Genomic DNA, 25,147 nt, shown 5'->3' on the forward strand with positions numbered 1-25,147 from the left:
CCGATCAGTCGGGTTACGCCCCGGCGAATCCCGTTGCCCGACATCCGGACACACAGTTGCGGACCCGGTCGGCAGAGGTCGCCGGGGCACTGTTGCGATCAGCGGCGATGTAGCCGAGAATCAGCCACGGCTGCGCGTAGAGGCGAGTACGGTGTACCGCGCAACCGCGGACCGTCTGGCGCCGCGAGGGGGTTCGACAGCGGAAAGTGTGGGTGCCACCGATGAATGATCCCGGCGCGCAACGCCCTGGCGAACCGGTACCGCTCGATCAGCGCTACCACGGCGCCGATCCGATCGAATGGTGTGGCGCGGCGGTCTATCCGATGTACACCGAGGCGCTGCCCGCCGGGACGACCGCGGTACATCTGCGCGCACTGTCGGTGATGGCGCCCGAGGACGTGACGGGCCTGGGTCTCGGGCTCTCCGTCCATGACGGGCACGTGAATCTGAACGGGAAATCGCTGGCGGGCGTCGACATCTGGTACGACGCCCTCGCCGAAGGCATCGACATCTCGGTGACAGCGGACGCACCCGACGCGCTGTTCACGCTCACACCCGTGTGGGTGGCCGAGTCGGGCACCCACCAGTCCTGGACGGGCAACTACGGGATGGTCGTGGACCTGCTCCCCGACGGGGCGTCCACGCTGTGGTGCAGCACCGGTCCCGGTACCCCCGATTTCAACGAACTCGTCGTCGAGCTCAGCACGGGCCCAGCCGAACCGGCTCCCCCGGTGGTTTCCACCGGACCCGAAGCCCCGACCGCGAATTCCGATCCCCCGCCGGACGTCGCCAGCGCACCCGCCGACCCACCGACTCCCCCGCGACCCCCCAGCCAAGGTGTCGGCGGCGCCCTGCACGATCTCGGAACCGCCATGCACGAACGCGGCGAACACGATTCGGCCCGCGCCCTGTGGACCCAGGCCGCACAGGCAGGCCACAGCGGGGCCGCCTTCGACCTGGGCACCCTGCTCCTGCAACAAGGCGAGCGCGCCGCCGCCGAACAATGGTGGAAGGCCGCCGCCCACGACGATCCGCGGGCGGCGGCCTCCCTGTCCGCATTGTCCGAACAGCCCTAGGGCACCTGATCCGCCAGTACGGCAGCAGTTTCCGATGCGACGTCACGCAGTGGGGTGAAGTCGCGGGCGGCGATGTGTTGCGGGCGGCGATGAGGTGCCGCGAAGGGCTCGGTCAGCGTGTTTTCCACGCTGTTGAACACCAGGAAGATGTTCGAGCGCGGGAACGGGGTGATGTTGTTCGACGAGCCGTGCATCATGTTGGAGTCGAACAACAGCGCCGAACCGGCCCGCCCGGTGAACTGGGTGATGCCGTAGCGGGCGGCGAGGAACGTGATGTCGTCGGCGGTCGGAATCCCGATTCGCTGCTCGCGCAACGACTCCCGATAATGACTGCTCGGCGTTTCGCCCAGGCACGGCACGAAGGTGCGGTGTGAACCGGGCATCAACATCAGGCTGCCGTTGAACGGGTAGTTGTCGGTCAGCGCGATCGACAGACTCACCGCGCGCGGGGTCGGCATGCCGTCCTCGGCGTGCCAGGTCTCGAAATCGGAATGCCAGCCGAACCCGCTACCACCGAAACCGGGCATGTAGTTCACCCGGGTCTGATGCAGGTACACCGGCGAACCGAGGATCTGCTCGGCGAGCCCGGCGATCCGCGACTCGGCGACCAGGTCCGCGATCGGCTTGCTGAGCTGATGCACCTGGAACACCGAACGCACCTGCCCCGCAACGGGTTCCACGATCACCCGGTCGTCCCCGTAGAGCACCGGGTCGGCCGCGAGGTGGCCGACCTCGGCGCCGAACGCGGCCACCTCGTCGGGGCTGAGCAGGTCGGGAATCGTCGCGAAGCCGTTCGCGCCGAATCCCGCCAGCTCCGGTGAGGTGACCGGGCCGGAGACAGGACTATCCGTCGACTGGCCGGGCATTCTTCCCCAGGTCGTCGGATCGGTGCGTTCGATGTGCGGGGCAGGTTCGGACAACCGGGTCGGGTAGCGGTCGAGCTGGTCAGACACTGGCGGCATCCTCCTCGATAATCAGCGGATACACCCCGTTCTCGTCGTGTACCTCGCGGCCGGTAACCGGCGGATTGAAAACACAGAGCATCCGCAGCTGAGTGCGGGCGGTCACCTGATGACGTTCGTGGCCGTCGAGCAGGTACATCGAGCCAGGGCCCAGCTCATACGCGGTCTCCGTGTCGAGATCGAGCAAACTGCCCTCACCCTCGACCAACCACACCGCCTCCACGTGATTCTGGTAGTGGAACTTGTGGACGGTGCCGGCCTCGATTGTCGTCTCGTGGAAGGAGAAACCGACCTTGTCGCCGCCGAGCACGATGCGCTTGCTACGCCAACCCGGCCCTGCCACATCGCGTTCGGTGCCGGTGATCTCTGCCGTGGTGCGCACGATCATGCGGCACCACCACAAACGGTGTCGATCGAGGAGACCAGCACCGACAGGCCCTGATCGAGTTCGTCGCTGCCCAGCGTCAACGGCGGCAGCAGTTTCACGACCTCGTCCATCGAACCCGAGGTCTCCACCAGCAGACCCTGTTCGAACGCGGTGCGGCACACCTTGCCCGCCTGCGACGGGTCGTCGAAGACGATGCCGTGCACCATGCCGCGGCCACGGGTGGACACCCCGGTGTGCCGCTGCGCGACCGCGCTCAGCGTGCGGCCCACGTAGGCGCCGTTCTCGGCGGTGCGCTGGGCGAGCTTGTCGTCGGACCAGTACTCGCGCAGGGCAGCGGTCGCGGTGACGAAGGCGGGGTTGTTGCCGCGGAAGGTGCCGTTGTGCTCACCGGGCGCCCACTGGTCGTGCTCGGGCTTGAGCAGCACCAGTGCCATCGGCAGGCCGTAGCCGCCGATCGACTTGGACAGCGTCACGATGTCGGGGGTGATACCGGCGATCTCGAAGGAGAAGAACGGACCGGTGCGACCGCAACCCATCTGCACATCGTCGACGATGAGCAGGATGTCGCGCGCGGCACACAGTCCGGCCAGGTGGCGCAGCCACTCGGCGCGGGCCAGGTTGACCCCGCCCTCACCCTGCACGGTCTCCACGATCACCGCGGCCGGGCGATCGAAACCCGAGGAGCTGTCGTCGAGGACGCGCTGCATCCAGCCGAAGTCCTCGATGGTGTTGTCGAAGTAGCCGTCGTAGGGCATCGGGGTGGAGTGCTCGAGCGGTACACCGGCACCGGCCCGCTTGGCGGCGTTGCCGGTGACCGACAGCGCGCCCAGGGTCATGCCGTGGAAGGCGTTGGTGAAGCTCAGGATGGTCTTGCGCCCAGTGACCTTGCGGGCCAGCTTGAGCGCGGCTTCGACAGCGTTCGCGCCGGTCGGGCCAGGGAACTGCACCTTGTAGTCGAGCCCACGCGGCGACAGCAGATTGTCGCGGATGGTTTCGAGCAGTTCGCGTTTGGCCACGGTCGACATATCGAGACCGTGGGTGATGCCATTGCTGCCGATGTATTCCAGCAGCGCCTTTTTCAGAATCGGGTTGTTGTGTCCATAGTTCAACGCGCCGGCGCCTGCGAAGAAGTCGAGGTATTCGCGGCCCTGCTCGTCGCGCAACCAGGCGCCTTCGGCGGTGCTGAAGATGGCCGGCCAGTCACGGCAGTATCCGCGCACATTCGATTCCATAGCCTCGAAAATGCTGGTGTCGGTGGTCGTGATCATCGTCGTTCCTCCTGGCGCTGAGCCGGTGAAATCACATACAGCAGCTCTGCCTCGTGTGAATCGGGGAAATCGTTTTCTTCGAACAGGTCCTCGGTGCGCAAATCGGCACCGCGTTCCCGGGCCACCGCGGAGAACAGCGCATGCGATGCGGTGTTTCCGGGTGAGATCGTGGTTTCCAAGGTGGTGATGCCCGCTTGTGCTACCGAATCGAGCAATGCGTGCAGAATGGCGCCGGCCAGGCCGCGGCCACGGCAGTGCGCGTCGACGGCGATCTGCCAGACGAACAGCGTGTCCGGAGCGTCCGGACGCACATATCCGATGACGAACCCGACGGGCTGACCGTCACTTTCGGCGACCAGCGAGGTCGCACTGAAATCGCGACACCACAGCAGGTACGCGTAGCTGGAATTGACGTCGAGTACCTGCGAATCGCGAGCGATCCGCCACAGCTGAGCACCGTCGCCCAGCCGTGGATGACGCAATCTCGTTTCCGAACCAGGGCCCGCCGCACTGGCGGCCGGCTCGATGGGCATGGTGGACGTTGTCATATATCTAACGTGCCCAGCCGACTTTGCGGTCTTTGTGTCGAGCTCTTTGCGGTTGTATGACGAATCGTTTACTGCGACTGCACGTCGAGGCGATACCCGAGACCACGCACGGTAACCACGATGCGCGGGTCGGACGGGTCGCGTTCGATCTTGGTACGCAGGCGCCGCACGTGAACGTCGACAATGCGCTCGTCACCGAAAAAGCCCTGATCCCACACTCTTTCGAGCAGCACGGATCGACTCAGCACCCGCCCCGGGGTTTCCGCCAATTCACACAGCAAACGGAATTCGGTGACCGTGAGGTGGATCTCCTCGGCACCGCGGCGCACTGCGCCCGCGTCGGCCGCGAGCACCAGCGGAGCGTGCGGATCGGCGTCGAGCACGGCCTCGGGGGTCGTGTCGCGGTCGGCGGTGATGCGGGCGCGACGGCGGAGCGCGCGCATCCGGGCGGTGATCTCCTTGATTTCGAACGGCTTGCTCACGAAGTCGTCGGCCCCCGCCTCCAGGGCCGCGACCACGTCGTGGGTGTCGTAACGGGTGCTGATCACGATGATCGGCACGTCGTGGTCACGACGGATCTCCCTGATGCAGTCGAAGCCGTCGGCCTCGCCGCGCATCAGGTCGACGATCATCAGATCGGGTGGCCCGTCGTTTCGCAGCCGATCGAGGGCGTCGGAGGGTACGCCCGCCTCGGCTACGGCATACCCTTCGTCTTCCATCGCGCGACGCAGGTCGCCGCGCATCTGGACATCGTCGTCCACGATCATCAGGTTCGCACTCATGCCAGCACCTCGCTGACGCTGGGCGCCGACATCGCCGCGATGGCGGCTGCGTTCGCCCGCTCACTTGGCTCGCTCATTGTGCACATCCTTTGCTGACACGCCGGGCGTGTGCCGGTGCACTGGGGGGTTTCGCGTCCCCAGACCGACACGTCTACCCGCCTTCGAGCTTGTTACTGATCTGTTATGTACCCAGGGCGCCCCCGGCGTAAACCCGTCGTAACAATTCACCCGGTCAAGAGGCGGTTCGGCGGCGTCGTCGCAGTGGCATAGTCGGGGGCGTGACCCCGACTTTCGCTGACATCGAAGCCGCCGCGGCGCGCATCGACGGACTGGTTCGCCCGATCACCGTCGCACCTGCCGGACCAGGGCCGGACCCGCTGTGGTTCGCACTGGAGTTCTTGCAGTTCACCGGTACTTTCAAGGCGCGTGGTGCGCAGAATTTCGTGCGCGCACACGCCGCTGCCGAGACGTTGCCGGCAGCGGGTGTGACGATCGCCTCGGGTGGCAATGCGGGGTTGGCGTGCGCGTGGGCTGCCCGCGACGCGGGGGTGCCCGCGACGGTATTTCTGCCCGAGACCGCTCCACCGGTCAAAATCAGTCGACTTCGTGACTACGGCGCGCAGGTGCGACTGATCGGTCCGGAGTACAAACAGGCACTGGCCGCGTGCCGGGAATTCGCCGAGACCAGCGGTGCGCTCGCCGCCCATGCCTACGACCATCCGCTCATCGCGGCGGGCGCGGGCACGCTGATGCGCGAGATCCAGGCGCGGATTCCTGATCTGGATACCGTGCTCGTCGCCGTCGGTGGCGGTGGGTTGTTCACGGGAACTGCTGTCGCCGCACAGCATTTCGGGATTCGCACGGTGGCCGTCGAACCGCGGGGCTGTCGATCGCTCAATGCCGCGCTCGAAGCCGGCCACCCGGTGGATGTCACCGTCGACTCGATCGCCTCGGACTCCCTCGGCGCGCCGAACGTGTCGGCGATGGCCTCGGCCGCGGCCCAGCATCCGAGTGTGCGATCGCTGCTGGTGCCCGACGAGGCGATCCGCGCGGCCAGGCAGCAGTTGTGGGACTCGCACCGCATCGTCGTCGAGAACGGCGCGGCCACCGCGATGGCGGCGCTGCTCGACACCGGGTCGGGCCCGGCCTATCGGCCCGAACCCGGCGAACGGGTGTGCGTGATCCTTTGCGGGGCAAATACCGACCCCAGCGACCTCGTTCAGCGGACCAGGGCGTTCTTGTCGACGTAGTTGATCATCGCGGAGTTCAGGCCCCGCATGGCCAAGGTATAGCCGTACTCGATTCTGGAGCAGGGTGACCGGCGGCTCGACGGCAGCGCTCAGAGTCTCCAGACGACCGGTGAGGCCGCTGCACGGCTGTATGGAATCTCCGCCCGAACACCCGAGAACAGTCGTTCTATTGGCAACACCGTGACAGCGGGGCGAATTCGATTGGCACGAGTTACCTCGACCCGAATACAGAACCACGGCAGCAATATGAAGCGAGAGCCGATCTCGTGACAATTCTCAGGGCAGCACCACGCTGGTCGTTCCTCAGCGCGTGAGGTCGGTCAGTGGGATGTCGAGGGTGACCGGGACGGTGATGGTCAGCCGGTCGCGGTGCACTCCCGTGGCCACATAGAAGCCGGTTGTGTCATCGAGTTCGTAGGTGTGCACGACCGGCAGCCCCGATTCGTCCTCGATGCGCCAGAAGTGCCGTAGACCTGCTTCGGCGTAGAGGCGCGGCTTGTAGCGTCGATCCCGGTCTTCGGACTCTGCCGAGACGATCTCGACCACCAGTTCGACTTCCTCGGGCAGGAAGCGTGTGCGGTCTGGGGAGTAGGGGACGCGCGCGGCGATGATGTCGGGCTCCGGCCTGCTCCGGTTGTTCAGTTTGATGGTCATCTGCGCTTCGACGGTCCGCTCCGCGGGCACAACCAGCTCCAACGCGGCAGTGAGCCTGCGGATTACCCGGTCGTGCCAACTCCGCTGAGGGGACATGTTGAAGATCAGCGCTCCATCGAGCAGCTCGGTGTGGCGGGGGGCATCGGGCGGCAGCAGATCGAGGTCATCAGCTTCCCAGCCGCTGTCGCGCGGCGGGTACATCCACTGCGGAATCGCGGTGCTCAATGGAACGCTCCTTCCGCTCGAGCCGACCTACAAATCGGCGTCGGCCGGTCTCGGCAAGTCTAGATGAGACCCACCATCACCGAGCGGCACACCGCGATCCCGGAACCCGAGTGATCTCGTCTAGCGGACCAGTGCGTTCTTTTCGGCGTAGTTGGTCATCGCGGAGTTCAGGCCGCGCATGGCCAGGGTGTAGCCGTAGGGGAAGTAGCGCTGGCCCCAGTGGGCGAACTGGATGTCGCGGGAGGTGTACACCCAGTAGCGATTGCGCTCGACACCCTTGATCACCGCCGTGGCGGCCTGGTCGGGGGTGACGGCGTGGCGCATGAACAGGCGGATCGCCTTCTGCAGTGCGGCATTGTCACGGTCGACGCCCGCGATGTCGATGCTGTCGGCCATCGGGGTGGCCATCGCGCCGGGGCACACCAGGCTGACGCCGATCTTGTGGCGGCGCAGGTCGAAACGCAGCACCTCGGAGACACCGCGCAGGCCGAACTTGGTGGCGCTGTAGGGGGCGTGCCACGGTAGGCCGAAGATCCCGGCCGCCGAGGACACGTTCACCAGGTGACCGCCGCGACCCGCGGTGATCATCGGGCGCACGAACTCCTCGATGATATGGATCGGGCCCATCAGGTTGATGTCGACAGTGCGGCGCCACTGCTGGGGGGTGAGCTTGTCGACGGTGCCCCACGTGGCGATGCCTGCCACGTTCATGACGATGTCGACGTGACTGACGGCCTCGAAGGTGTGGGCCGCGAGGCCGACGACCGCGGAGTGGTCGCTGACGTCGGCGGCGTGCGCGAGACGCACCGTCGCGCCGGTCGCGCGCAGTTCCTCGGCGGTGGTGGCGAGCGCGTCGGCGGTGATGTCGGTCAGGACGAGAGACGCCCCTTTGGCGGCGGCCGCGAACGCCGTGGCGCGGCCGAGGCCACTGGCGGCACCGGTGATCAGGCAGGTCTTCCCGTCGAACTTCGTCATGGCCCCGACCCTACGTTTGGTGAACAGCTGCGTCTACGGTTCCGCGGTGATCGCGATGGTGGTCCAGCCGCCGACGTGGATCCGGCTGCCCTCGCCCACGGCGACCGCCTGCTGCGGAGTGATCGGTGTTTCGGCGCCGTCCAGGCTGGTCCCGTTGGTGGAACCGAGGTCGGTGATGGTGAGCGCGCCGCCCCGATCGACCTGGATCATCGCATGCGCCCGGGAGACGCCGATATCCGCGGGGGCGATGCCGAGGTCGATCTCGGGCACGATTCCTTGCGAGGCCGATCGTTTTCCGATCAGGAACTGGTTGCCACGCAAGATGATTCGGCGTTCCGGGGAGAAGTCCGGGAATTCGACACGTTCGGCATCGGGCCCCTTGCGGGCTTGGACGCGCGCGTAGAACTCGCGGTCGGCGAAGATCCGGGCGACCCACACCCTGGACCGGCCACTGTCCGGCGCCGCGCCGGTCGCGATCAGTGTGGAGTCGAAACCACTCTGATGATCGGGTTGCGCACTCGCCCATGACGGGTCGGGCGACTCGGGCCGCACACTCTCCCGTGTCGGGTCAGCCGATGCCGGTCGGTCACCGGCCCGCGCGATGGCGGCCGGTGGCGGCAGGGCGGAGTCGTGGCCGCATCCTTCGCAGAAGCGGCCGCTGGCCGGCGCGTGGCAGTGGGGGCACAGGCGCAGGTCCGCCGGCTCGGGCGCGGGCGCACCGCCGAGTGCCGATCCGCACACATCGCAGTAGTCGGTCGACCGCGACTGGTGTCCGTCCGCGCACATCGGCATGTCAGCCGCCCTCCGGCCGCACCCGGGCGGTCTTGGTGGAGCGGATGTCGAGGGCGAGTTCGTCGGCCGCGGCGACCTGGCCGCGCAGCTTCACGGTGCCGTCGTGCTCGACTTCGACCACACCGCGCAGCAGTTTGGCGGTGGATTCGTGCCCGGAGGCGGCGGCCAGTTCCACCGCGCGCCGCAGTTTCGCGGTCGCGGTCGTGACGTCGCCGTTGCGGCGCGCCGCCAGGCCTTCCTGGACGGCCTTGGCCAGTTCCACCTGGCCGGTGTAGTGGGCGACGCGGGTGCTGATGCGGGTCGACAGGGTCGAATCGGTGGTCCAGACGGCACGCACGAGGCCCTGGCCGAGGACCTCGTCACCGGCCAGCACGCTCAACCGCGCGGCCAGCTTCTCCCGGCCCGGCGCGGCGGGTTCCAGTTCGATCTGCACGTGGTACTCGCGTTCCTCGGCAGCCCACGATGACAGTGGGTACTGCCCCACCTGCGCGCCCACGTCGGTCCGGCGCCCGGTCAGATCCTCTAGCACCGGCGAGACCTGTTTGACCATCCGCACCCGCGCACCGGCGGGGGTCCAGACCTTCAGGGTCAGTTCCGGGATCACGCGGGCGGCCGACGAGCGCATCATCGCGGCGAAGTCCGCGGCCAGGTCCTTCGGATCGGCGACGATATTCGCGTCACCGGACAGTTTCGAGGCGATCTTGCGCAGTTCCTCGGCGACCCAGTCATCGCCCACACCGCGGCAGTCGCAGACGAAAAGCCCTTCGGCACGGTCGAGTTCGGTCGCGAGCGCCTGCGGGGTCTCGTGTTCGTTCTTGCCGTCGGTGAGCAGAATCGCGTGGGCCTGCGCGCCGGGGTGCGCGGCGGCGACCTGGCGGGCCAGCGCCAGCCACGATCCCATCGCGGTGCCGCCGTCGGGCCGTAACCGATCCAGGGCGCGACGGGCCGAACCGCGGTGCGCGCGGTCGGCGGGTGCGGACAGGCTGTTGTCGGTCGGGTAGATCATCCGGGCCGATTCGGTGCCCTCGATGATGGCGAACGCGGTGCCGTCGGGGATCTCGTCCAGGGCCGTGCGGGTGGCGTTGCGCGCGTTCTCGAATTTGCGCTGGTTACCCATCGAGCCGGAACAGTCGATGATCAGGATCTCGAGCCGCGGCGGCGGTGCCGCGACGGCGGCGAGTTCGGGGCCGGTGGTCACGGTCAGCACCGCGTCCACCACGCTCGCGCCTTCGGCGAGGAATTCGTTCTGGTCGACGGCGATCGAGATACCGGCTGTCTCAGGGGAACTCATGACACTCCTGGTTCGTGCGATCCGGCGACGGGCACCGGAGCCAGTGCGACCGTGATGTTGTCGCTGCCCCCGCTGTTGAGGGCGAAGTCGGCGAGTGCGCGAGCGGCGGCCTGCGGCGAGGTCTCCACGGTGAAACCGGCGAGCGCGACCGCTTCCGGCAGGTAGTTCCACAGGCCGTCGCTGCACAGCAGCAGCGTGCCCGGTTCGGTGGCGAGCATGCGTTGCAGGCAGTTCGCCGACCACGGTGCCTCGCCACCGTCGGCGCCGAGCCAGCGCAGCAGGGTGTGGGCGCGCGGGTCGTTCATGGCGGCGGTCTCGTCGAGGGCGCCCGCGTCGACGAGGGCCTGGGCCCACGAATCGTCGATGCTGAGCCGGCGCGAGGCGGTGGGATCGCCCGCGGCGAGCCAGAAGGCCCTGCTGTCACCGACATTGGCGACGGTGATGTCGGTGCCGAGGTTCGTCTCGCGCACGATCGCGGAGACGTAGGTGCACGACGGCGCGTACTCAGGGGTGCGTGACATCCCGCGCACCGCCGCGGTCGCGGCCGCCAGACCGGCCATCGCGGCGTCGGAGTCGGCTCGGCCCTCGGCCAGGGCGGCCAGGGCGGCGTCGACGCCGGTACGGGCGGCATTGCCGGAGGCCGCTTGCGGATCCTGGGAGGTGGACACGCCGTCGCTGACCACGATCACCCGGATGCCGTCGCCCTCGCGCACCGCGGCCGCGACCGCGTCTTCGTTGCGGGAGTGGCTGATTCCGCGGTCGGTGAGGACATACACCGCGCCGAGATCTTCCTCGAAGCGGTCCGGGATGGGCTTGGGGCTGCCGCATTTGACGCAGTAGCCACCCTCGTAGCGGCGTTCACCGCAGGTCGAGCATTGCGGCACCTCGACCGGATCATGAACGGGCAGTGCGACTTTGCGCACGCCGAGTTCACGGCCACAGCCTTCGCAGAAGCGGTATCCCGCCCGTGCCGAGCCCGCGCAATCGGCACAACCCGGCGCCGTCACAGGGTGGTCCTCGGGCGCACCGAGTTCGCCTGGTCCACCAGGACGAATCGGGTCCACATGTCGTCGGCCTCGCGCGCCAGTATCCGCAAGCATCGTTCCAATCCCGTCCGCACGCCCTGTTCGGTGAATTCCACGTCCAACAGCTTGCCTGGTGTGCTCGGCCGCTGTCCCGACCGGATCCAGTTCAGTGCCGCCTGGAGGACGAACATGCGCACCTGCGCGGTGCGCTTGCGCGAGTCGAGGCGCAGTTGGTCGACGCGCTCGCCGGTCCGGCGGAGCAGGTCTTCGTCGAGGTCGGCCGGATCACGGTGCGTCAGTAGCGTTTCGACGGCGCAGACCCTGGCCTGGGTGAACATCGAGGAGGTGCGGTCGACTTGGTCGAGGACCGCTACCGCGCCCGTGCGGTCACCACTGGTGCGGCGCAGCCGCGCGGCACCGAAGGCGGCGGACAGGAAGGTGTGGTCGGTGCGCCAGACCACTTCGTAGAGCGCCAGTGCGCGGCTGAGCTCGAAGGCCCCGGTGTCCGGGTTCTCGCCGCGGGCGGCCTCGGCGGCGGCCAGCTCCAGGGTGGCCGCCATGGCGAGTTTCGGGGCGGGTTCACCGGGCAGCGCGTCGTAGACGGACTCGAAATCCGCTGCGGCAGCGGAATAGTCGCTGGTCAGCAGGGCGGCCTTGGCTCGATACCAGACGCGGCGCCAGTCGAATTCGAGCTCGGCGTCCAAGGCGGCAAGACGAGTCAGAGCCGCTGCCGCGTTACCCGCTTCGAGCTCGGCGCGGACCAGTCGCAGCGGGATCTCGACCGACTCGCCGGATCCGGTGACCACCGCGCGCAGTCCGGCGGTGAGTGCCTGCTCGAGTTCGGCCGGGGTCGCGGCGTCGGTGGTCGCGAGCAGGGCGGCACCGCTGTCGCCCGGGTCTACCAGTGGAGCGGGCAGGCCGGTGATGAGGGCGGCGGGTTCGGGTGTGACGCGGTCGATGCCGAAGACAGCACGGGCGGGCCCGAACTGACTCGACATACCGGGGCGAGGGATGCCGTCGCCGGTCGCCAGCACTTCGCGCAGGACACCGGTGAGCTGGTCGGCCATTTCGCTCATCGAGGCGAAACGAGCCAGTGGGTCGGGGTCGGTGGACCGCTGCAGGAACCGGTGCAGCGAATCGTGTTCGGCCAGCAGCGGTTCGGTGTCGGGGCCGGGGATCGGGCCGAGCTTGCCGTCGACGGAGGGCACTCGCATCATCAGCACGGCCAGTGTGCGGCCCGCGGTATAGATCTCGGTGGCGACCGTCGGCCCGGTTTCGGCGATCTCGGGCGCCTGGTAGCCGAGGGTGCCGTAGATGGGGCTGGTGCGGTCGTCCATCGCGATGACCGCGCCGAGGTCGATCAGTTCGAGACGTTCCTCGGTCTGCATCACATTGTCGGGCTTGAAATCGCAGTAGGCCCAGCCACGAGCGTGCAGATAGCCGAGGGCGGGCAACATCTCCAGCACGTAGGCGATCGCCTGCGCGGGCGGCAGATAGCGCTGGGTTTCGGCGCGGTGGGCGCGCAGGATCTGCTTGAGCGAGGTGCCGCCGACGTAGGCCATGACGATGTAGCCGACGGGCTCGCCGTCGGCGTCGGCGTGCTCGGTGAAGTTGTGGATCTTGACGATGTTGGGGTGGTCGACCTCGGCCAGGAAGCGGCGCTCGGCCAGCGCGGCGGCCAGCGCGTCGGCGTCGCCGGTGTCGATGAGGCCTTTGAGGACCACCCAGCGCTTGTTGACGGCGCGGTCGGTAGCCAGATAGATCCAGCCGAGCCCGCCATGGGCGAGAGCGCCCGCCACCTCGTACTGGCCGCCGACAAGATCGCCTGCGCGCAACCGTGGCACGAACGAGTAGCGGGTGCCACAGTGCGGGCAGAACCCGGAAGTGCGGCCGGGGACACGGGCCTGTCCACGGCCGACGGGCTTGTCGCACTTGCCGCAGAAGCGGTCGGATTCGGGCACCTGGGGGTCGGTGAGCACGGCCGTGGCCGGGTCGACGCGCGGGACCGGCGGGACTTCGACGAGCCCGGCGCCGAGCCTGCCGCGCGCGGCCGAACGCGCCGAGCCCGAACGGGTCCGGACCGAACGACTCGAGGTGCGACCACTCGCGCTGACCGTCGACGCCGACAGGCTGTGCATCGGGCCCGTCACCGTGGCAGGCGCGGTACCGCAGGTGCCGCAGTAACCGTCGACGATCGTGCCGTCACACCCGGGTTCGCCACAGGCGTCGGGAACAGGCACGGGTATCGGTGGCGGCTGCGGGTTCGCGCTGCGCGGCTGCGCTGTCGTGCGTCCCGATCGGCCGTTGCCCACGGGGCGGGCCTGCGGTACCGGTGGCGCGCTCGCGACGGGCGCGGTACCGCACAGTGCGCAGTAGCCGTCCTCGATCGTGCCGCCGCACCCCGGTTCACTACATGTCATGCTGTCCGCCCCGCTTTCTCCCCGATGATCGAACGATAGTCCGCGACGGCCCGGGTGACCGCGGCCAGATCGCACGGTGTGCGGGTGAGCAGACCGGCCGCGATCCGGTCGGCGGCCATCACATCCCGGTCTTCACTCACCCCGAGCCGCGAGGCCTTGGCGCGGTAGGCGGTGAGTCTGCCGCGCAGTTCGGCGCGCCGATCGAGCAGACCACGGGCCAATTCGTCTCGCCGTGTGGCCTTTTCGGCAGCGTCGCCGGCACGCACACGCAGCGCGAGCAGATGTTCCACGGTGGGCCGATCGGGCGTACCGCCGAGAGCGTCGAGTTCGGCGCGCAGTCGCGGTGCCGGTTCGCCGCCATCGGGTAGCTCTCCGGTCGCGACCTTGTGCTGAGCCTGGGTGACGGTGTCGTCGGCGCGATCTTGCCGTTCGCCGAGATCGGCCAGCTGTGCGCGCAGGGCGGCAACCGCGCCAGGCAGGTCTGCGGCAACGGCGAGATGTTCACTGTGGCGGGCGGATTCGGTGTCGATCAGCGCGGTGAGCGAGGCGAGCGCGGTGTCGATCTCGCCGGGTCCGAAGCCGAGCGGGTCGGTGCCTGCGCGACGCAAGAGGGTGGCCAGTGGTTCGGAGGCCGCGTCCAGCGCGCCGCGGGCTTGCTCGACGCGCTGTTGCAGCGGGGCGAGCGCCCCGAGTACCCGCCCGTCGACCGCCGCGATCTCGTCGGCGAACGCGGCGACGAAGGCGAACGCGGCGCGCATCCGACCCAGGCAATCGGCGATACCCACCGTCACGATCGTTTCGCTGGGACCGGTGAGTCCACGCTGCGCCAACGGAATCGGGATCCTCGCCACCTCGTGGGGGCGGCCACGCAGCAGCTCCGTGAGCCGCCCGCGTGCGCGGTCGTCGACCTTGCCGCGCCCGCCACGCGTTGTCTCGGCTTCGCCGAGGATGGCGCGCACCCGCCCCAGGTCCTCCCAGAGTTCGCCCACTGCCTGCTCCACCGGCGCCCAGCGGCGTGCGGTCTCCCCCGTCGGCGGGTAGCGGCGGACCAGTGCCAGGCCGGGGTGGCGGTCCAGTTCCAGCAGTGTCGTGGTCACCTTCGCCAATTCCGCTGTGCGCCCGGCTAGTTCACGATCGATCTCGAGCACGCCGAGCATCGGCCAGGTCATCCGACGTACCGGGGCACCGGCGGGCCTTGCGAGGTGCCGAGGGTCGACAGATGCTGGGCGTGGATCCGCTGCCAGGTGCCGTCGTTGCGGGTGCGGTCGAGCACGCCGTTGACGAAGCGCACCAGCTCGTCACTGCCGCGCGGTACGCCGACCGCGTACGCGCCCGCGCCGATGGGGTCGCCCACGATCTCGAGATTGCGGTCCTGGGCGACCAGACCCGCCAGGATCGGCTCGTCACCGCTGATCGCGTCGACGGTGCCCTGCTGCAGGGCGACCAGACAGTCGGTCCAGTTGGTCACGCCGAGCACGATCGGTGGCGTCGGCAAGGTGAACAGCGGTGCGGCCGCGGTGGTGCCCTTCGCCACGCACACCCGCTTGCCCGCGAGCCCGGCCCCGTTGCTGATGCCCGCGCCGCGGGGAGCCGCGATGCGTTGCGCCGCACGGTAATACACGCTGGAGAAGTCGACCTCACGGCGGCGTTCGCAGGTCGCCGAGAAGGTACGCACGATCATGTCGACCTTCTTCTCCTGCAGCAGCGGGATCCGGTCGGCCGCGGTGACGGAACGCAGTTCGATCTTGTCCGGGTCACCGAACAGGTCGCGCGCGATCTCCCTGGCGAGGTCGATATCGAAACCTTCGAGCTTGCCGGTCGAGGGATTGCGGAACCCGAACAGGTAGGTGTTCTGATCGACGCCCACCCGCAGCCTACCGTTGGCGACGATCGCGGCCATCGCCGATCCCACCGGCATCGCACCGGGTCGCGGCTGGGTCGTCGGCGCCAGCGTCGCTTCGGTATCGCAGGTTCCGGTGCCTTCGGCGGTCGGCGCCGAGGTGATCGTCTCGGCGCCGGGCAGCGGTGGGGCGACGGCGGTGGCGGCGATGATCGACGGTTCGGGCGCGTCACCGCAGCCCGCGACCAGCGTGACGGCCGCAGCGAGCGCGACCAGCAGCGGACGCCTCACAAAAACTCCTTGAGTCGTGGCCACAGTCCGGTGATCACCGCGCCGGCCGCGGCCAGGAGCAGGAGCAGGGTGCCGAAGGGGCTGAGGGTCAACGATGTCGCGGCGGCGGCGACGCCGTCGCGCAGGTCGTCACGGGCCTGGGCGAGGTCGTCGCGCAGTTCCTGGTCGAGGCGGGCGAAGCTGGTGGCCGAGCTGTCGGGGCCGGTGCCGATCGCCTGGGTGACCGCGCCGGGATAATCGGCCTTCTCGTAGGCGGTGCGCTGGGCGTTGTGGCCCGCGCTCCAGTTCGTCAGCGCGCGTTCGGCATCGGAGTCGCCGCCACCTGCCGCGGTGAGGCGTCCTCGCAGGTCGTCGCTGTGGGTTTGGAAGGCCTTCTCCGTGGCGGTGATGTCGCCGCGGGTGATCAGGGCCAGGGTTTCGTCGGTGCGGGCCTGCTGGGCCAGGATGCGGGCCCCGGCCAGGTTCTCCACGCGCGCACCGGCTCCGGAACTGCCGCTGTCGAGCAGTTGCGCGGCCGTCCACGTGGCGCCCGCGGTCCACAGCAGCGCCACCAGGGCGGCCAGCGCCGTCATCGCCATACCGGTGTTCACCCAGCGGTTGGTCCGGCGCAGCAACACGATCGACCCGACCGCGCACACCGCGAGGACGAGCAGCAGGAGCACGATGCTCGTCCACGGCAGCGTGCCGATGCGCTGTTGGTCGTCACGCACGGCGGCGAAGCGGGCTTGGCTGAGTTGTTCGGCGTTGGGCAGCAGCGAGGTCTGCATCAGATCCGAGGCCTGGCGCAGATACGCCGACCCCACCGGGAAGCCCTGACGGTTGTTGGCGCGGGCGGTCTCGACCAAGCCCGTGTAGGTCGGCAGGTCGGCGGCGATCCGGGCCACGATCGCCCTGGTCTGCGCGTCGGTGGCACCGGCGGTCGCTTCCGCGAGTGCGGCGGCGGCTTCGGCGAGCGCCTGCTCGTAAGTGTCTCGTACCTGCGGTGATTCGATGCCACCGGACAGGAAGGCCGTCGCCGCGCCCGCGTCTGCCGCCGAAAGCGACACATACAGACTCTGCGCGGCGAAGGCCAGCGGCTCGGTCCGATCCAGCACCTGTTCGGTGCGCACGATCTTGGCGTCGAGCTGTTGGCCCACAGTCGATCCGGCGACCAGACAGGCCACCGTGGTCACGACGAGGACCACCCCGATCGCACCTGGTGTCGTCGTGGCGAATCGCCGCAGCCACGTCCCCGCGTCACGGATGGTCGCCGGTAGGCGAGATCCCACACCGTCCTCCTTCATCTCCCCGGGCGGTGTCTTCGATCGCGATCGTACGGGAACCGCTGAAAGTTCGCCCGGGTGAAGGAAATCGGTCGATCCCGGCCAGCAAAAGGCCCGTCACAGTTCGCTGTGACGGGCCTTGTCGGGTGCGATGTCTACGCGCCGGCTACCTTCTCGCCGGGCTTGACGGCGGTGCCGGTCTTGCTGAACTGCAGCACGCCGTCTTCGATCGGCGCCTTGTGCATCATCGCGCGGTCCCGGTAGTAGTTGTTGACCACCTTCCAGGCACCGCGGGCACCCTGGCGAGGCATAACGTCGTTGCCACGCTGGATGTAGCCCGACGTGAGGGCGCCACCCATGAGCGACTCGGCGGCGATGTCCTCGGGTTCGGCGTGCACCTCGAACGTGGTGTAGCCGCGGTCACGCATGATGTTGAGCACGCGGCACAGGTAGGCGGCGGCGAGGTCGGCCTTCAGCGTCCAGGAGGCGTTGGTGTAGCCGACAATCATCAGAAAGTTGGGGATATCGGAGAACAGGACGCTCTTGTAGGCGACCGTCTCGTTGAACTTCACCGGAGTGCCGTCGATGGACATGGCGGCCCCGCCGAGCATCTGCACGTTCAGGCCGGTGGCGGTGACGATGATGTCGGCCTCGAGCTCCTGACCCGACTCGGTCAGGATGCCCTTCTCGGTGAACTTCGCAATACGGTCGGTGACGATGTCAGCCTTGCCGCTCTTGAGCACCTTGAACAGGTCGCCGTTGGGGACCACGCACAGCCGCTGATCCCACGGGTCGTAGCTGGGGGTGAAGTGGCGCAGGTCGACGTTCTTGCCGAGCTGCAGCCGGATCTGCGCCAGGAACAGCTTCTTGGCCAGCTCGGGGTTGGTGCGCGAGAGCTGGAAGCTGGCGCGCTGAAGGGCGATATTGCGGGCGCGGCCGATCTTGAAGGCGATGGAGTCGGGCACGCGCGACTTCTTGAAGCCGATCGCGATCGGGTCGTCCGAGGGCAGTGCCTGGATCCAGGTGGGCGAGCGCTGCAGCATGGTGACGTGCGCGGCGGTGTCGGCCATCGACGGGATCAGGGTGATCGCGGTGGCGCCGGAACCGATGACGACGACCTTCTTGCCTGCGTAGTCCAAGTCCTCGGGCCAGTGCTGCGGGTGCACGATCTGGCCCTTGAAGTCGTCCTGACCGGGGAACTCGGGCGTGAAGCCCTTGTCGTAGTTGTAGTAGCCGCTGGCGGCGACGACGACGTTGGCGGTCCAGGTCTCGGTCTCGCCGGTGGCCTCGATCACAGCCTGCACGGTCCACAGCGCGGCGGCACGGTCGAAATCGGCGGTGACGACCTTGCGGCCGAAGGTGATGTGGTCGGTGACGCCGTATTCCTTGGCGGTGTCCTCGACGTAGTTACGGATGCTGGCGCCGTCGGCGAGCACCTTGGTGCCGATCCAGGGGCGGAATCCGAAACCGAAGGTCAGCATGTCCGAGTCCGAGCGGATGCCGGGGTACTTGAACAGGTCCCAGGTGCCTCCGATGTTCTCGCGGCGCTCGAGGATCGCGTAGGTGCGTCCGGTCTGCTCGCGAGTGAGGTGACAGGCCGTGCCGATTCCGGACAGGCCAGCGCCGATGATCAGTACGTCGACATGCCGCGTCATTGAGGAAACTCGTTTCGTAGGGTCGCCACCCGAGCACCGTCGCCCGAGCCTGCTTCGAGGTTACGTGTTTCGCATAGTTACGTCTAGTTCGGCGTGGTAACGCCGTGCGTGTCGCGGGTTGGGCGCACGGTGATCGGAATCCGTGACGAGGGCGGGCGCACCGGTCAGCATCGATGGGCCCCTCACTGCGACGAAAAAGGGACCAGCCCCACCCTGGCCGCCCAGATGGCGGCGACCTTCCAGCGCCATTCCGCCGGGCGGCTGCTGCTCAATGTCGTCACCGGCGGCGAGCAGCGCGAGCAGCAGGCCTACGGCGACTTCCTGGACAAGACCCAGCGCTACGCCCGCACCGGTGAGTTCCTGCACATCGTGGGAGAGCTGTGGTCGCGGACCGAACCGTTCAGCTTCACCGGTGAGCATCTGCGGGTGCAGGACGCGATCCTCAGCGCCCGTCCCGACCCGATGCCGCCGGTGTTCTTCGGCGGCTCGTCGGGTCCGGCCGGACCCATCGCCGCCCGCTACGCCGACACCTACCTCACCTGGGGCGAACCGGTGGACGCCGTCGCGAAGAAGCTGGACTGGGTCCGCGGGCTGGCCGCGATCGAGGGCCGCACCGTCGGCTTCGGCTTGCGCATCCACGTGATCAGCCGCGATACCGCCGCCGAGGCGTGGGCCGAGGCCGACCGGCTCCTCGACGGCATCGCACCGGGTGAGATCGAACGGGTGCAGGCGAACCTGGCCACGAGCGACTCCGAGGGGCAGCGCCGAATGGCGCGACTGCACAACGGGCGGACCGACGGGCTCGAGATCGCCCCGAATCTGTGGGCGGGCGTTGGCCTGGTGCGCGGCGGTGCGGGTACGGCGCTGGTCGGGTCGCACGCCGAGGTGGCCGATCGCCTCCTCGAATACGCCGCGATCGGGATCGACAGCTTCATCCTGTCCGGGTACCCGCACCCGGAGGAGGCGTACTGGTTCGGCGAGGGCGTGCTGCCGATTCTGGCGCGCGAGGGTGTGTGGACCCATCCATCGCGGCCGGTGCCGGTGCCCACGATCGCGCCGTTCACCGCCGCTGCCAGTAGCTGACTCCGCGGGGCGCGGTCTGGATCAGGGTCGCGCCCGCGGCGAGGTCGACGTGCCGAATGGCAGTCACTGCACTGTTGCGCTGCCTGCCGTTCGCTGGGTAGCGCGGTGGCCCACCATCTTTCGATGCGGTCGTGACCTACCACTATTCCGCATACCGACCGGCAGGACCGAAATGCGATGACGCACAACATGCTTCGCCGCCCTGCACTCCCCCCACCGTTTTCGGCATCGTGTGCAGCCGGGGTTCCACGTGAATCACCGCAGTTCGGGGCAGGTTCGGGCCGCGATCGCCGCCTTGGCCGCCGTGCGCGCCGGCGGTGGGCGGACGCTGGTCGTCACCGGAAAATTCGAGCCGCACGCGCGACTGCACGTCGATCACCTCGGCTGGCAGATCGATCGTCTCGCCGGCGACCTGTGGTCGACCGGAAAGGCCGATGTGGTGTGCGAGGAATCGGCCCACGTCTTCGTCGGCGATCACGCGGGTGACATGCGCGGCGCCAAGGCCGCCGGTGTCGTGGCCGTCGGCGTCACGACCGGGCCCTATGACGCTGACGGGTTGTGGACCGCGGGCGCCGATGTGGTGCTCGACGACCTCACCCAGTTCGCCGCGTGGTCGGCCGATCACGTATCGGGGCGGTAGTCCACGAAACAGCCTGTGACGCAACCCAGTTCCGGAACCCATCCGAGACCCGGCACGTTGACCGGTCATGCCGACCGACCCCTATTGGAATCACAACACGCACTACCACCCCTGGGTACTCGATCAGGTGCCCGACACTGCCCGCACGGCATTGGATATCGGCTGCGGTGACGGATTACTCGCCCGCAAATTAGCGACCCGGTGCGACGCGGTCCTCGGGGTCGACATCGATGACCGGGTCATCGCCAACGCTCCCGCCGCACCCAACGTCCACCTCGAACACGCCGACTTCCGCGACCTCGACCAAACCTTCGACGTGGTCACCGCCGTCGCTACGCTGCACCATGTCCCCGTGCGGGCCGGCATCACCGCCCTGCGCCACCTCGTCGCCCCCGGCGGCACCCTCGCGGTGGTCGGCCTCTGGAAGATGCACCCGGTCAGCGACTTCCACTACCTCCCCCTCCTCCCGGCGATCTGGGGACTCGATCGCTGGCGACACCGATCGCTCGGCGGCCCCGATGTCACGCTGGCCGATCCACGCGAAACCCTCGCCGAAATCCGTTCCGCCGCCACCGAACACCTCCCCGGCGCCGAGATCCGTCGCCGCCTGATGTGGCGCTATACCTTGCGGTGGCAGCGGCCGCGCTGAACGAGTCCGTCACTGCGGGTAGGCGGCCGACGCAGGAATGGACCCGCCCGCCACGCGCCGATCACCCACGACGTAGCGACCTCCGCGAATCCGTATTGTCCGAATCGATGCGGTGTGTCCGCCTCCCTGGGTGATACAGTCCGGCAGGATTTTTCGATGGGGAGGGTCAGTCATCAACGCATCACGGACAGTTGTGTGGCGCACCGGGTTCGGGGGGTCGAGTCGATGAATCGCACCCGGTGGATCATCGCGAGCCTGGTCGCTGTGGTTGCGGTCGTCGTGGCGGTGGTCGTCGTTGTGGTTGTCACGCGCGACGAGGATCCGCGTGAATTCGTCGCGGAGAAGTACCGGCGCGCGCAACAGCTCGATCAGGCGAACAACGGTCTGGCATTCCTCGCCACCACCGCACCCGCCGCGGTGGCCGCCGCGATCGCGAAAGCCACCGATCCGCGCGACAAGCGCAATACCGGTGACAACCACTATCTGCGATTCGACCGGGATCTCATCGCGGTGTCACCGCATGCCGGTGGCTCGCTCGTACTGGTCGACAGCTGGTCCAACGGCACTCGCCGCCACCACGGCCACATCAGCGGCTACGGCTGGACCAGCGGTTCGGCGGCGGGCGACTACCGCGGCGGCGGCAGCGACAGCGGCGGCAAGTAATTCACTCGGGCGTTTCACCGCGCCCGCACAGCACAGGAGGACACTCATGCTCGCCGACCTGGCGGCGGACGCGGGCGCCGCGCTCGCCTATTCCGCGGTGGGAATCGTGTTGATGGCCGTCGGTTTCGGCGTCGTCGACCTGCTCACCCCTGGCGACCTGCGCGCCCAGATCTGGATCGAACGCAACCGCAATGCCGCGATCCTGCTCGCCTCGAACCTGTTCGGGGTCGGGATCATCGTGGCCGTTGCCATCTGGACCTCCGAGGGCAAGATCGCCGAGGCTCTGCTGTCGAGCGCGATCTACGGGGTGATCGGACTGGCCGCGATGGCGGTGGCGTTCGTACTGCTCGACGCCCTCACACCCGGTGACTTCCGGGCCGTCGTCGCCGACGAGGAACCGCACCCGGCGGTGTGGGTCACGGCGTCGGCGCATGTCGCGGTCGCGCTGGTGGTGGCCGCGGGCTTGACCTGATGCCCCGGCACCGCCTGGCCAGGGCGGCGCTGCTGGCGACCGTATTCGTGTGTGCGGCATGCGGTTTGGTGTACGAGCTGTCGCTGGTCACCCTCGGGAGCTATCTGATCGGTGACACCGCCGCCCAGGCGTCGATCACCTTGAGCGTGATGGTGTGTTCGATGGGTGTCGGCGCGCTGGTGGCCAAACCGTTGCGGTCGCGTGCCGCTGCCGCTTTCGTGGCGGTGGAGTTGGCCTTGGCCGTGGTCGGTGGGCTGTCGGTAGCTGCCCTGTACGCCAGTTACGCGTGGCTCAATATCTATACGGGCACGCTGGTGCTGGCGGCGGCGGTGATCGGCATGCTCGTGGGTGCGGAGATTCCGTTGCTGATGGAGTTGCTGCAGGACATCCGCGAGCAGGAGGCCAGCAGCGCGGTCGCCGATCTGTTCGCGGCCGACTATGTGGGTGCGCTACTGGGCGGATTGGCGTTTCCGTTCCTGCTGCTGCCGGTGTTCGGCCAGATCCGCGGGAGCCTGGTGGTCGGGGTCGTGAACGCCGTCGCCGGACTCGCGTTGGCGTTCTTCTTCTTTCGCGACAAGATGACGCGCGCCGCCCGCCACACCCTGATCGCCGCCACCGTCGCGGTCGCCTGCGGCCTCACCGGCAGCTACCTCTACGCCGACCGTTTCGAGGCGACCGCGCAGCAGGCCCTGTTCGCCCACCCGATCGTGTGGCAGACGCGCACGCCCTATCAGCAGATCGTGCTCACCGAATCGTTCTCCCCGTTCGCCACCACCGATACCCGGCTCTATCTCAACGGCGGACTCCAGTTCTCCTCGGTAGACGAGTACCGCTATCACGAGGCGCTGGTGCACCCGGTGCTGTCCGGCCCGCACCGTTCGGTGCTGGTACTCGGTGGCGGCGACGGCCTCGCGCTGCGCGAGATCCTGCGCTATCCCGACATCGCCCAGGTGACACTGGTCGAGCTCGATCCGGCGATGATCGACCTCGCCCGCACCGACGACCGCCTGACCGGCCTCAACCGCCATGCGTTCGACGACCCACGAGTCGAGGTGGTCAACGCCGACGCGTTCAGCTGGTTACGCAGCGCCCCAGGTCTTTTCGACGCGGTGATCGTCGACCTGCCCGACCCCGACCAGACCTCGGTGGCCAAGCTGTACTCGCAGGAGTTCTACGCGATGACCGCCAACGTATTGGCGCCCGGCGCCCGGATGGTCGTCCAATCGGGCTCACCCTTCTTCGCCCCGCGCTCCTTCTGGACCATCGACGCCACCCTGCGTTCCGCGGGTCTGCACACCACGCCGTACCACGTCGACGTCCCGAGCTTCGGTGACTGGGGCTTCGTGCTGGCCTCGGCCACCGCGGCCCCGACCCCGACCCTGCGCAGCCCCGGCCCGCTGCGCTCCCTGGACAACGCCACCCTTGCCGCGGCCACCGTCTTCCCACCGGATCGCCGCCCGGTCGACCCCGAGGTCTCGACCTTGATGCACCCGGTGATTCTGGATCTGCAACGCCAAGAATGGCGTTGACCTCAGACCAGACCGGAACAGGCGAGGTACGTGCCGCCGACGGCGAGTCCGAGGACGGCGACGGCCACCGACAGCGCCGCGATCGGTTCGCGAACCAGTCGGGTCGCACCGCGACGCATCGCGTCGCCGACCCGCTCTAGCTGGATTCCGAGTCTCGAACGTCCGGTGGCCTCATCGCCCGCCCGTCCGCGCAGCTTCCGGCGGACGACGCCGAGGAGAGTGAGCAAGAGTGCGGTGATCAACACCGTCTGCCCTTCCCGCTCAACGTGTTCCGGCAGCGGCACGCGATGGCTTCGCGGGCCGGTCGGGGGCGGTGACGATGCCGAAGGCGATCAGGCTGTCGGCGGTGTCGCGGATGGTGTCCTCGATCGGGCGCATTGTCCAGCCCAGTTCGCGCCTGGCCTTGTCGGCGGTGACGTGTTCGGTGCGGCCGAGCACCGGCACGGTCAAGCGGACACCTTTGTCGAAGACCGCGACGAGGCGGATCACCCAGTTCGGCAGGACCCGGGTGGGGACCCGGAAGCCCTCGGCGGCGTAGTCGCGGGCCAGCAGGCGGGCCAGCTCCCCCATCCACAGTGGGTCGGTCGCACAGATGTATCGATTGCCCGCCGCCTCGGGAACTTCCATCGCCAGCCGATGTGCGACAGCGAGGTCGCGCACGTCGACGGGGGTCCAGCCGGTGTTCACCGAACCAGGGACGTCGCGGGCCAGCAGGCGGCGGACCGGTTCGTGGGAGGTACTGGTCCTGGCTTCGAGCAGCGGGCCGAGGATCATGCCGGGGTTGACCACCACCAGTTCGAGATCGGCGGTGGTGGGCAGGGATTCGACGAATTCCCAGGCCGCTCGTTCGGCAAGGGTCTTGCTCTTCTGATAGGCGGGGATGCGGTCGACCACCGACCAGTCGTCCTCGGTGCGCACCGCGTCCACGTCATGGCCGTAGGCGACGGCGGCGACCGAGGACGTGAGCACGACGCGGCGGACACCGGCGGTGGCGGCGGCGCGCAGCACGCGCAGGGTGCCCTTGACCGCGGGTTCGATGAGGTCTCGCTCGTCGTCGGGTGGGGTGGCGGGGAACGGTGACGCGACGTGCAGCACGGTGTCGCACCCCGCGACCGCCGCGGCCCAGCCCGCGTCGTCGTCGAGGGAGGCCGCGACGAATTCCAGGTCACCACCGGTGCGGCGGGCGAGTTCGGTGAGATGGGCGCGTCTGGTGTGCGCGGCCAGATCGCGCACGGTGGCGCGGACGGCGTAGCCGTGCGCGAGGAGTTCGGCGATGCAGTGGCCGGCGACGAAACCTGTCGCGCCGGTGACGAGTACCCGAGTGGTCATGGTGGTCATCCATTCCGTCGATTCGGTGGAGCACACATCTAAGCGATGCTCAATTCATCTAAACACTGCATAGATTTG

At 68.3% G+C, this 25,147-nt stretch carries 24 protein-coding genes and 1 pseudogene; 8 read left to right on the forward strand and 17 right to left on the reverse strand.

Going from position 1 to position 25,147, the window contains the following annotated elements; genetic code table 11:
• Positions 1 to 221 precede the first annotated feature (221 nt).
• Positions 222 to 1,076 (forward strand): hypothetical protein, encoded by an 855-nt coding sequence (locus ACTWPB_RS22910; protein ID WP_446222616.1) that lies wholly within the window; start codon positions 222 to 224, stop codon positions 1,074 to 1,076.
• Here ACTWPB_RS22910 and thpD read toward each other — a convergent pair.
• The 5 genes from thpD to ACTWPB_RS22935 all read right to left on the reverse strand — a co-directional run bounded on the left by thpD (position 1,073) and on the right by ACTWPB_RS22935 (position 5,024).
• On the reverse strand, positions 1,073 to 2,038 hold the full coding sequence (gene thpD / locus ACTWPB_RS22915) for an ectoine hydroxylase (RefSeq protein ID WP_446222617.1): 966 nt from the start codon (positions 2,036 to 2,038) through the stop codon (positions 1,073 to 1,075). The two genes, ACTWPB_RS22910 and thpD, sit on opposite strands and share 4 nt — an antisense overlap.
• Complete coding sequence (locus tag ACTWPB_RS22920; protein WP_446222618.1) at positions 2,022 to 2,426, reverse strand: ectoine synthase; 405 nt, start codon at positions 2,424 to 2,426, stop codon at positions 2,022 to 2,024. The genes thpD and ACTWPB_RS22920 overlap by 17 nt, the downstream gene beginning before the upstream one ends.
• The gene (gene ectB, locus ACTWPB_RS22925; RefSeq protein ID WP_446226447.1) at positions 2,423 to 3,691 is read right to left on the reverse strand and encodes a diaminobutyrate--2-oxoglutarate transaminase; all 1,269 of its coding nucleotides are present in this window, start codon (positions 3,689 to 3,691) and stop codon (positions 2,423 to 2,425) included. Before ectB ends, ACTWPB_RS22920 begins: the two co-directional genes overlap by 4 nt.
• Positions 3,691 to 4,242, reverse strand: coding sequence for a diaminobutyrate acetyltransferase (gene ectA, locus ACTWPB_RS22930; protein ID WP_446222619.1), 552 nt, complete (start codon positions 4,240 to 4,242; stop codon positions 3,691 to 3,693). Before ectA ends, ectB begins: the two co-directional genes overlap by 1 nt.
• 68 nt (positions 4,243 to 4,310) lie before the next feature.
• The gene (locus tag ACTWPB_RS22935) at positions 4,311 to 5,024 is read right to left on the reverse strand and encodes a response regulator transcription factor (RefSeq protein ID WP_378914266.1); all 714 of its coding nucleotides are present in this window, start codon (positions 5,022 to 5,024) and stop codon (positions 4,311 to 4,313) included.
• Positions 5,025 to 5,302: 278 nt separating this feature from the next.
• Here ACTWPB_RS22935 and ACTWPB_RS22940 point away from each other — a divergent pair, with 278 nt between their 5' ends.
• Complete coding sequence (locus tag ACTWPB_RS22940; RefSeq protein ID WP_446222620.1) at positions 5,303 to 6,274, forward strand: threonine/serine dehydratase; 972 nt, start codon at positions 5,303 to 5,305, stop codon at positions 6,272 to 6,274.
• Between the two features lie 303 nt (positions 6,275 to 6,577).
• Here the strand turns inward: ACTWPB_RS22940 and ACTWPB_RS22945 are convergent, their stop codons facing one another.
• The 10 genes from ACTWPB_RS22945 to ACTWPB_RS22990 all read right to left on the reverse strand — a co-directional run bounded on the left by ACTWPB_RS22945 (position 6,578) and on the right by ACTWPB_RS22990 (position 18,704).
• Complete coding sequence (locus ACTWPB_RS22945) at positions 6,578 to 7,153, reverse strand: Uma2 family endonuclease (RefSeq protein WP_446222621.1); 576 nt, start codon at positions 7,151 to 7,153, stop codon at positions 6,578 to 6,580.
• Between the two features lie 120 nt (positions 7,154 to 7,273).
• A complete protein-coding gene (locus tag ACTWPB_RS22950; RefSeq protein WP_446222622.1) occupies positions 7,274 to 8,128 on the reverse strand; it encodes an SDR family oxidoreductase in 855 nt (284 codons plus the stop codon).
• 33 nt (positions 8,129 to 8,161) lie between these two features.
• On the reverse strand, positions 8,162 to 8,920 hold the full coding sequence (locus ACTWPB_RS22955; protein WP_446222623.1) for an FHA domain-containing protein: 759 nt from the start codon (positions 8,918 to 8,920) through the stop codon (positions 8,162 to 8,164).
• A 1-nt stretch (position 8,921) separates the two neighbouring features.
• Positions 8,922 to 10,211 carry a VWA domain-containing protein gene (locus tag ACTWPB_RS22960; RefSeq protein WP_446222624.1) on the reverse strand — a complete coding sequence of 430 codons (1,290 nt, stop codon included), beginning with the start codon at positions 10,209 to 10,211 and terminating at the stop codon, positions 8,922 to 8,924.
• Positions 10,208 to 11,218 carry a PP2C family protein-serine/threonine phosphatase gene (locus ACTWPB_RS22965; protein WP_446222625.1) on the reverse strand — a complete coding sequence of 337 codons (1,011 nt, stop codon included), beginning with the start codon at positions 11,216 to 11,218 and terminating at the stop codon, positions 10,208 to 10,210. Before ACTWPB_RS22965 ends, ACTWPB_RS22960 begins: the two co-directional genes overlap by 4 nt.
• Entirely contained in the window at positions 11,215 to 13,656 is a 2,442-nt protein-coding gene (locus ACTWPB_RS22970) for a tetratricopeptide repeat protein (RefSeq protein WP_446222626.1), read from the reverse strand. Before ACTWPB_RS22970 ends, ACTWPB_RS22965 begins: the two co-directional genes overlap by 4 nt.
• Positions 13,653 to 14,825: a hypothetical protein gene (locus ACTWPB_RS22975; protein WP_446222627.1), complete on the reverse strand. Its 1,173-nt coding sequence runs from the start codon at positions 14,823 to 14,825 to the stop codon at positions 13,653 to 13,655. The genes ACTWPB_RS22970 and ACTWPB_RS22975 overlap by 4 nt, the downstream gene beginning before the upstream one ends.
• The gene (locus ACTWPB_RS22980) at positions 14,822 to 15,787 is read right to left on the reverse strand and encodes a glutamate ABC transporter substrate-binding protein (protein ID WP_446222628.1); all 966 of its coding nucleotides are present in this window, start codon (positions 15,785 to 15,787) and stop codon (positions 14,822 to 14,824) included. Before ACTWPB_RS22980 ends, ACTWPB_RS22975 begins: the two co-directional genes overlap by 4 nt.
• Positions 15,784 to 17,055: a hypothetical protein gene (locus ACTWPB_RS22985; RefSeq protein ID WP_446222629.1), complete on the reverse strand. Its 1,272-nt coding sequence runs from the start codon at positions 17,053 to 17,055 to the stop codon at positions 15,784 to 15,786. Before ACTWPB_RS22985 ends, ACTWPB_RS22980 begins: the two co-directional genes overlap by 4 nt.
• A 149-nt stretch (positions 17,056 to 17,204) precedes the next feature.
• The gene (locus tag ACTWPB_RS22990) at positions 17,205 to 18,704 is read right to left on the reverse strand and encodes a flavin-containing monooxygenase (protein ID WP_446222630.1); all 1,500 of its coding nucleotides are present in this window, start codon (positions 18,702 to 18,704) and stop codon (positions 17,205 to 17,207) included.
• Between the two features lie 204 nt (positions 18,705 to 18,908).
• On the opposite strand from ACTWPB_RS22990, the pseudogene ACTWPB_RS22995 reads away from it, so the two are divergent.
• The 6 genes and pseudogenes from ACTWPB_RS22995 to ACTWPB_RS23020 form a co-directional block, all read left to right on the forward strand.
• Positions 18,909 to 19,787, forward strand: a pseudogene (locus tag ACTWPB_RS22995) (LLM class flavin-dependent oxidoreductase); the annotation flags it as partial.
• A 250-nt stretch (positions 19,788 to 20,037) separates the two neighbouring features.
• Complete coding sequence (locus ACTWPB_RS23000; RefSeq protein WP_446222631.1) at positions 20,038 to 20,427, forward strand: HAD family hydrolase; 390 nt, start codon at positions 20,038 to 20,040, stop codon at positions 20,425 to 20,427.
• Positions 20,428 to 20,494: 67 nt separating this feature from the next.
• Positions 20,495 to 21,076, forward strand: a complete 582-nt coding sequence (locus ACTWPB_RS23005; RefSeq protein WP_446222632.1) for a class I SAM-dependent methyltransferase — start codon at positions 20,495 to 20,497, stop codon at positions 21,074 to 21,076.
• 225 nt (positions 21,077 to 21,301) lie between these two features.
• Entirely contained in the window at positions 21,302 to 21,739 is a 438-nt protein-coding gene (locus ACTWPB_RS23010; protein WP_446222633.1) for a DUF4247 domain-containing protein, read from the forward strand.
• A 46-nt stretch (positions 21,740 to 21,785) separates the two neighbouring features.
• On the forward strand, positions 21,786 to 22,211 hold the full coding sequence (locus tag ACTWPB_RS23015; RefSeq protein ID WP_446222634.1) for a DUF350 domain-containing protein: 426 nt from the start codon (positions 21,786 to 21,788) through the stop codon (positions 22,209 to 22,211).
• Complete coding sequence (locus tag ACTWPB_RS23020; RefSeq protein ID WP_446222635.1) at positions 22,211 to 23,740, forward strand: polyamine aminopropyltransferase; 1,530 nt, start codon at positions 22,211 to 22,213, stop codon at positions 23,738 to 23,740. Before ACTWPB_RS23015 ends, ACTWPB_RS23020 begins: the two co-directional genes overlap by 1 nt.
• A 2-nt stretch (positions 23,741 to 23,742) precedes the next feature.
• Here the strand turns inward: ACTWPB_RS23020 and ACTWPB_RS23025 are convergent, their stop codons facing one another.
• Both ACTWPB_RS23025 and ACTWPB_RS23030 read right to left on the reverse strand, forming a co-directional pair.
• A complete protein-coding gene (locus tag ACTWPB_RS23025; protein ID WP_446222636.1) occupies positions 23,743 to 23,985 on the reverse strand; it encodes a hypothetical protein in 243 nt (80 codons plus the stop codon).
• Between the two features lie 16 nt (positions 23,986 to 24,001).
• Positions 24,002 to 25,069: an SDR family oxidoreductase gene (locus ACTWPB_RS23030; protein WP_446222637.1), complete on the reverse strand. Its 1,068-nt coding sequence runs from the start codon at positions 25,067 to 25,069 to the stop codon at positions 24,002 to 24,004.
• Positions 25,070 to 25,147: the final 78 nt, after the last annotated feature.

This window comes from Nocardia sp. IBHARD005 (genome assembly GCF_052814245.1).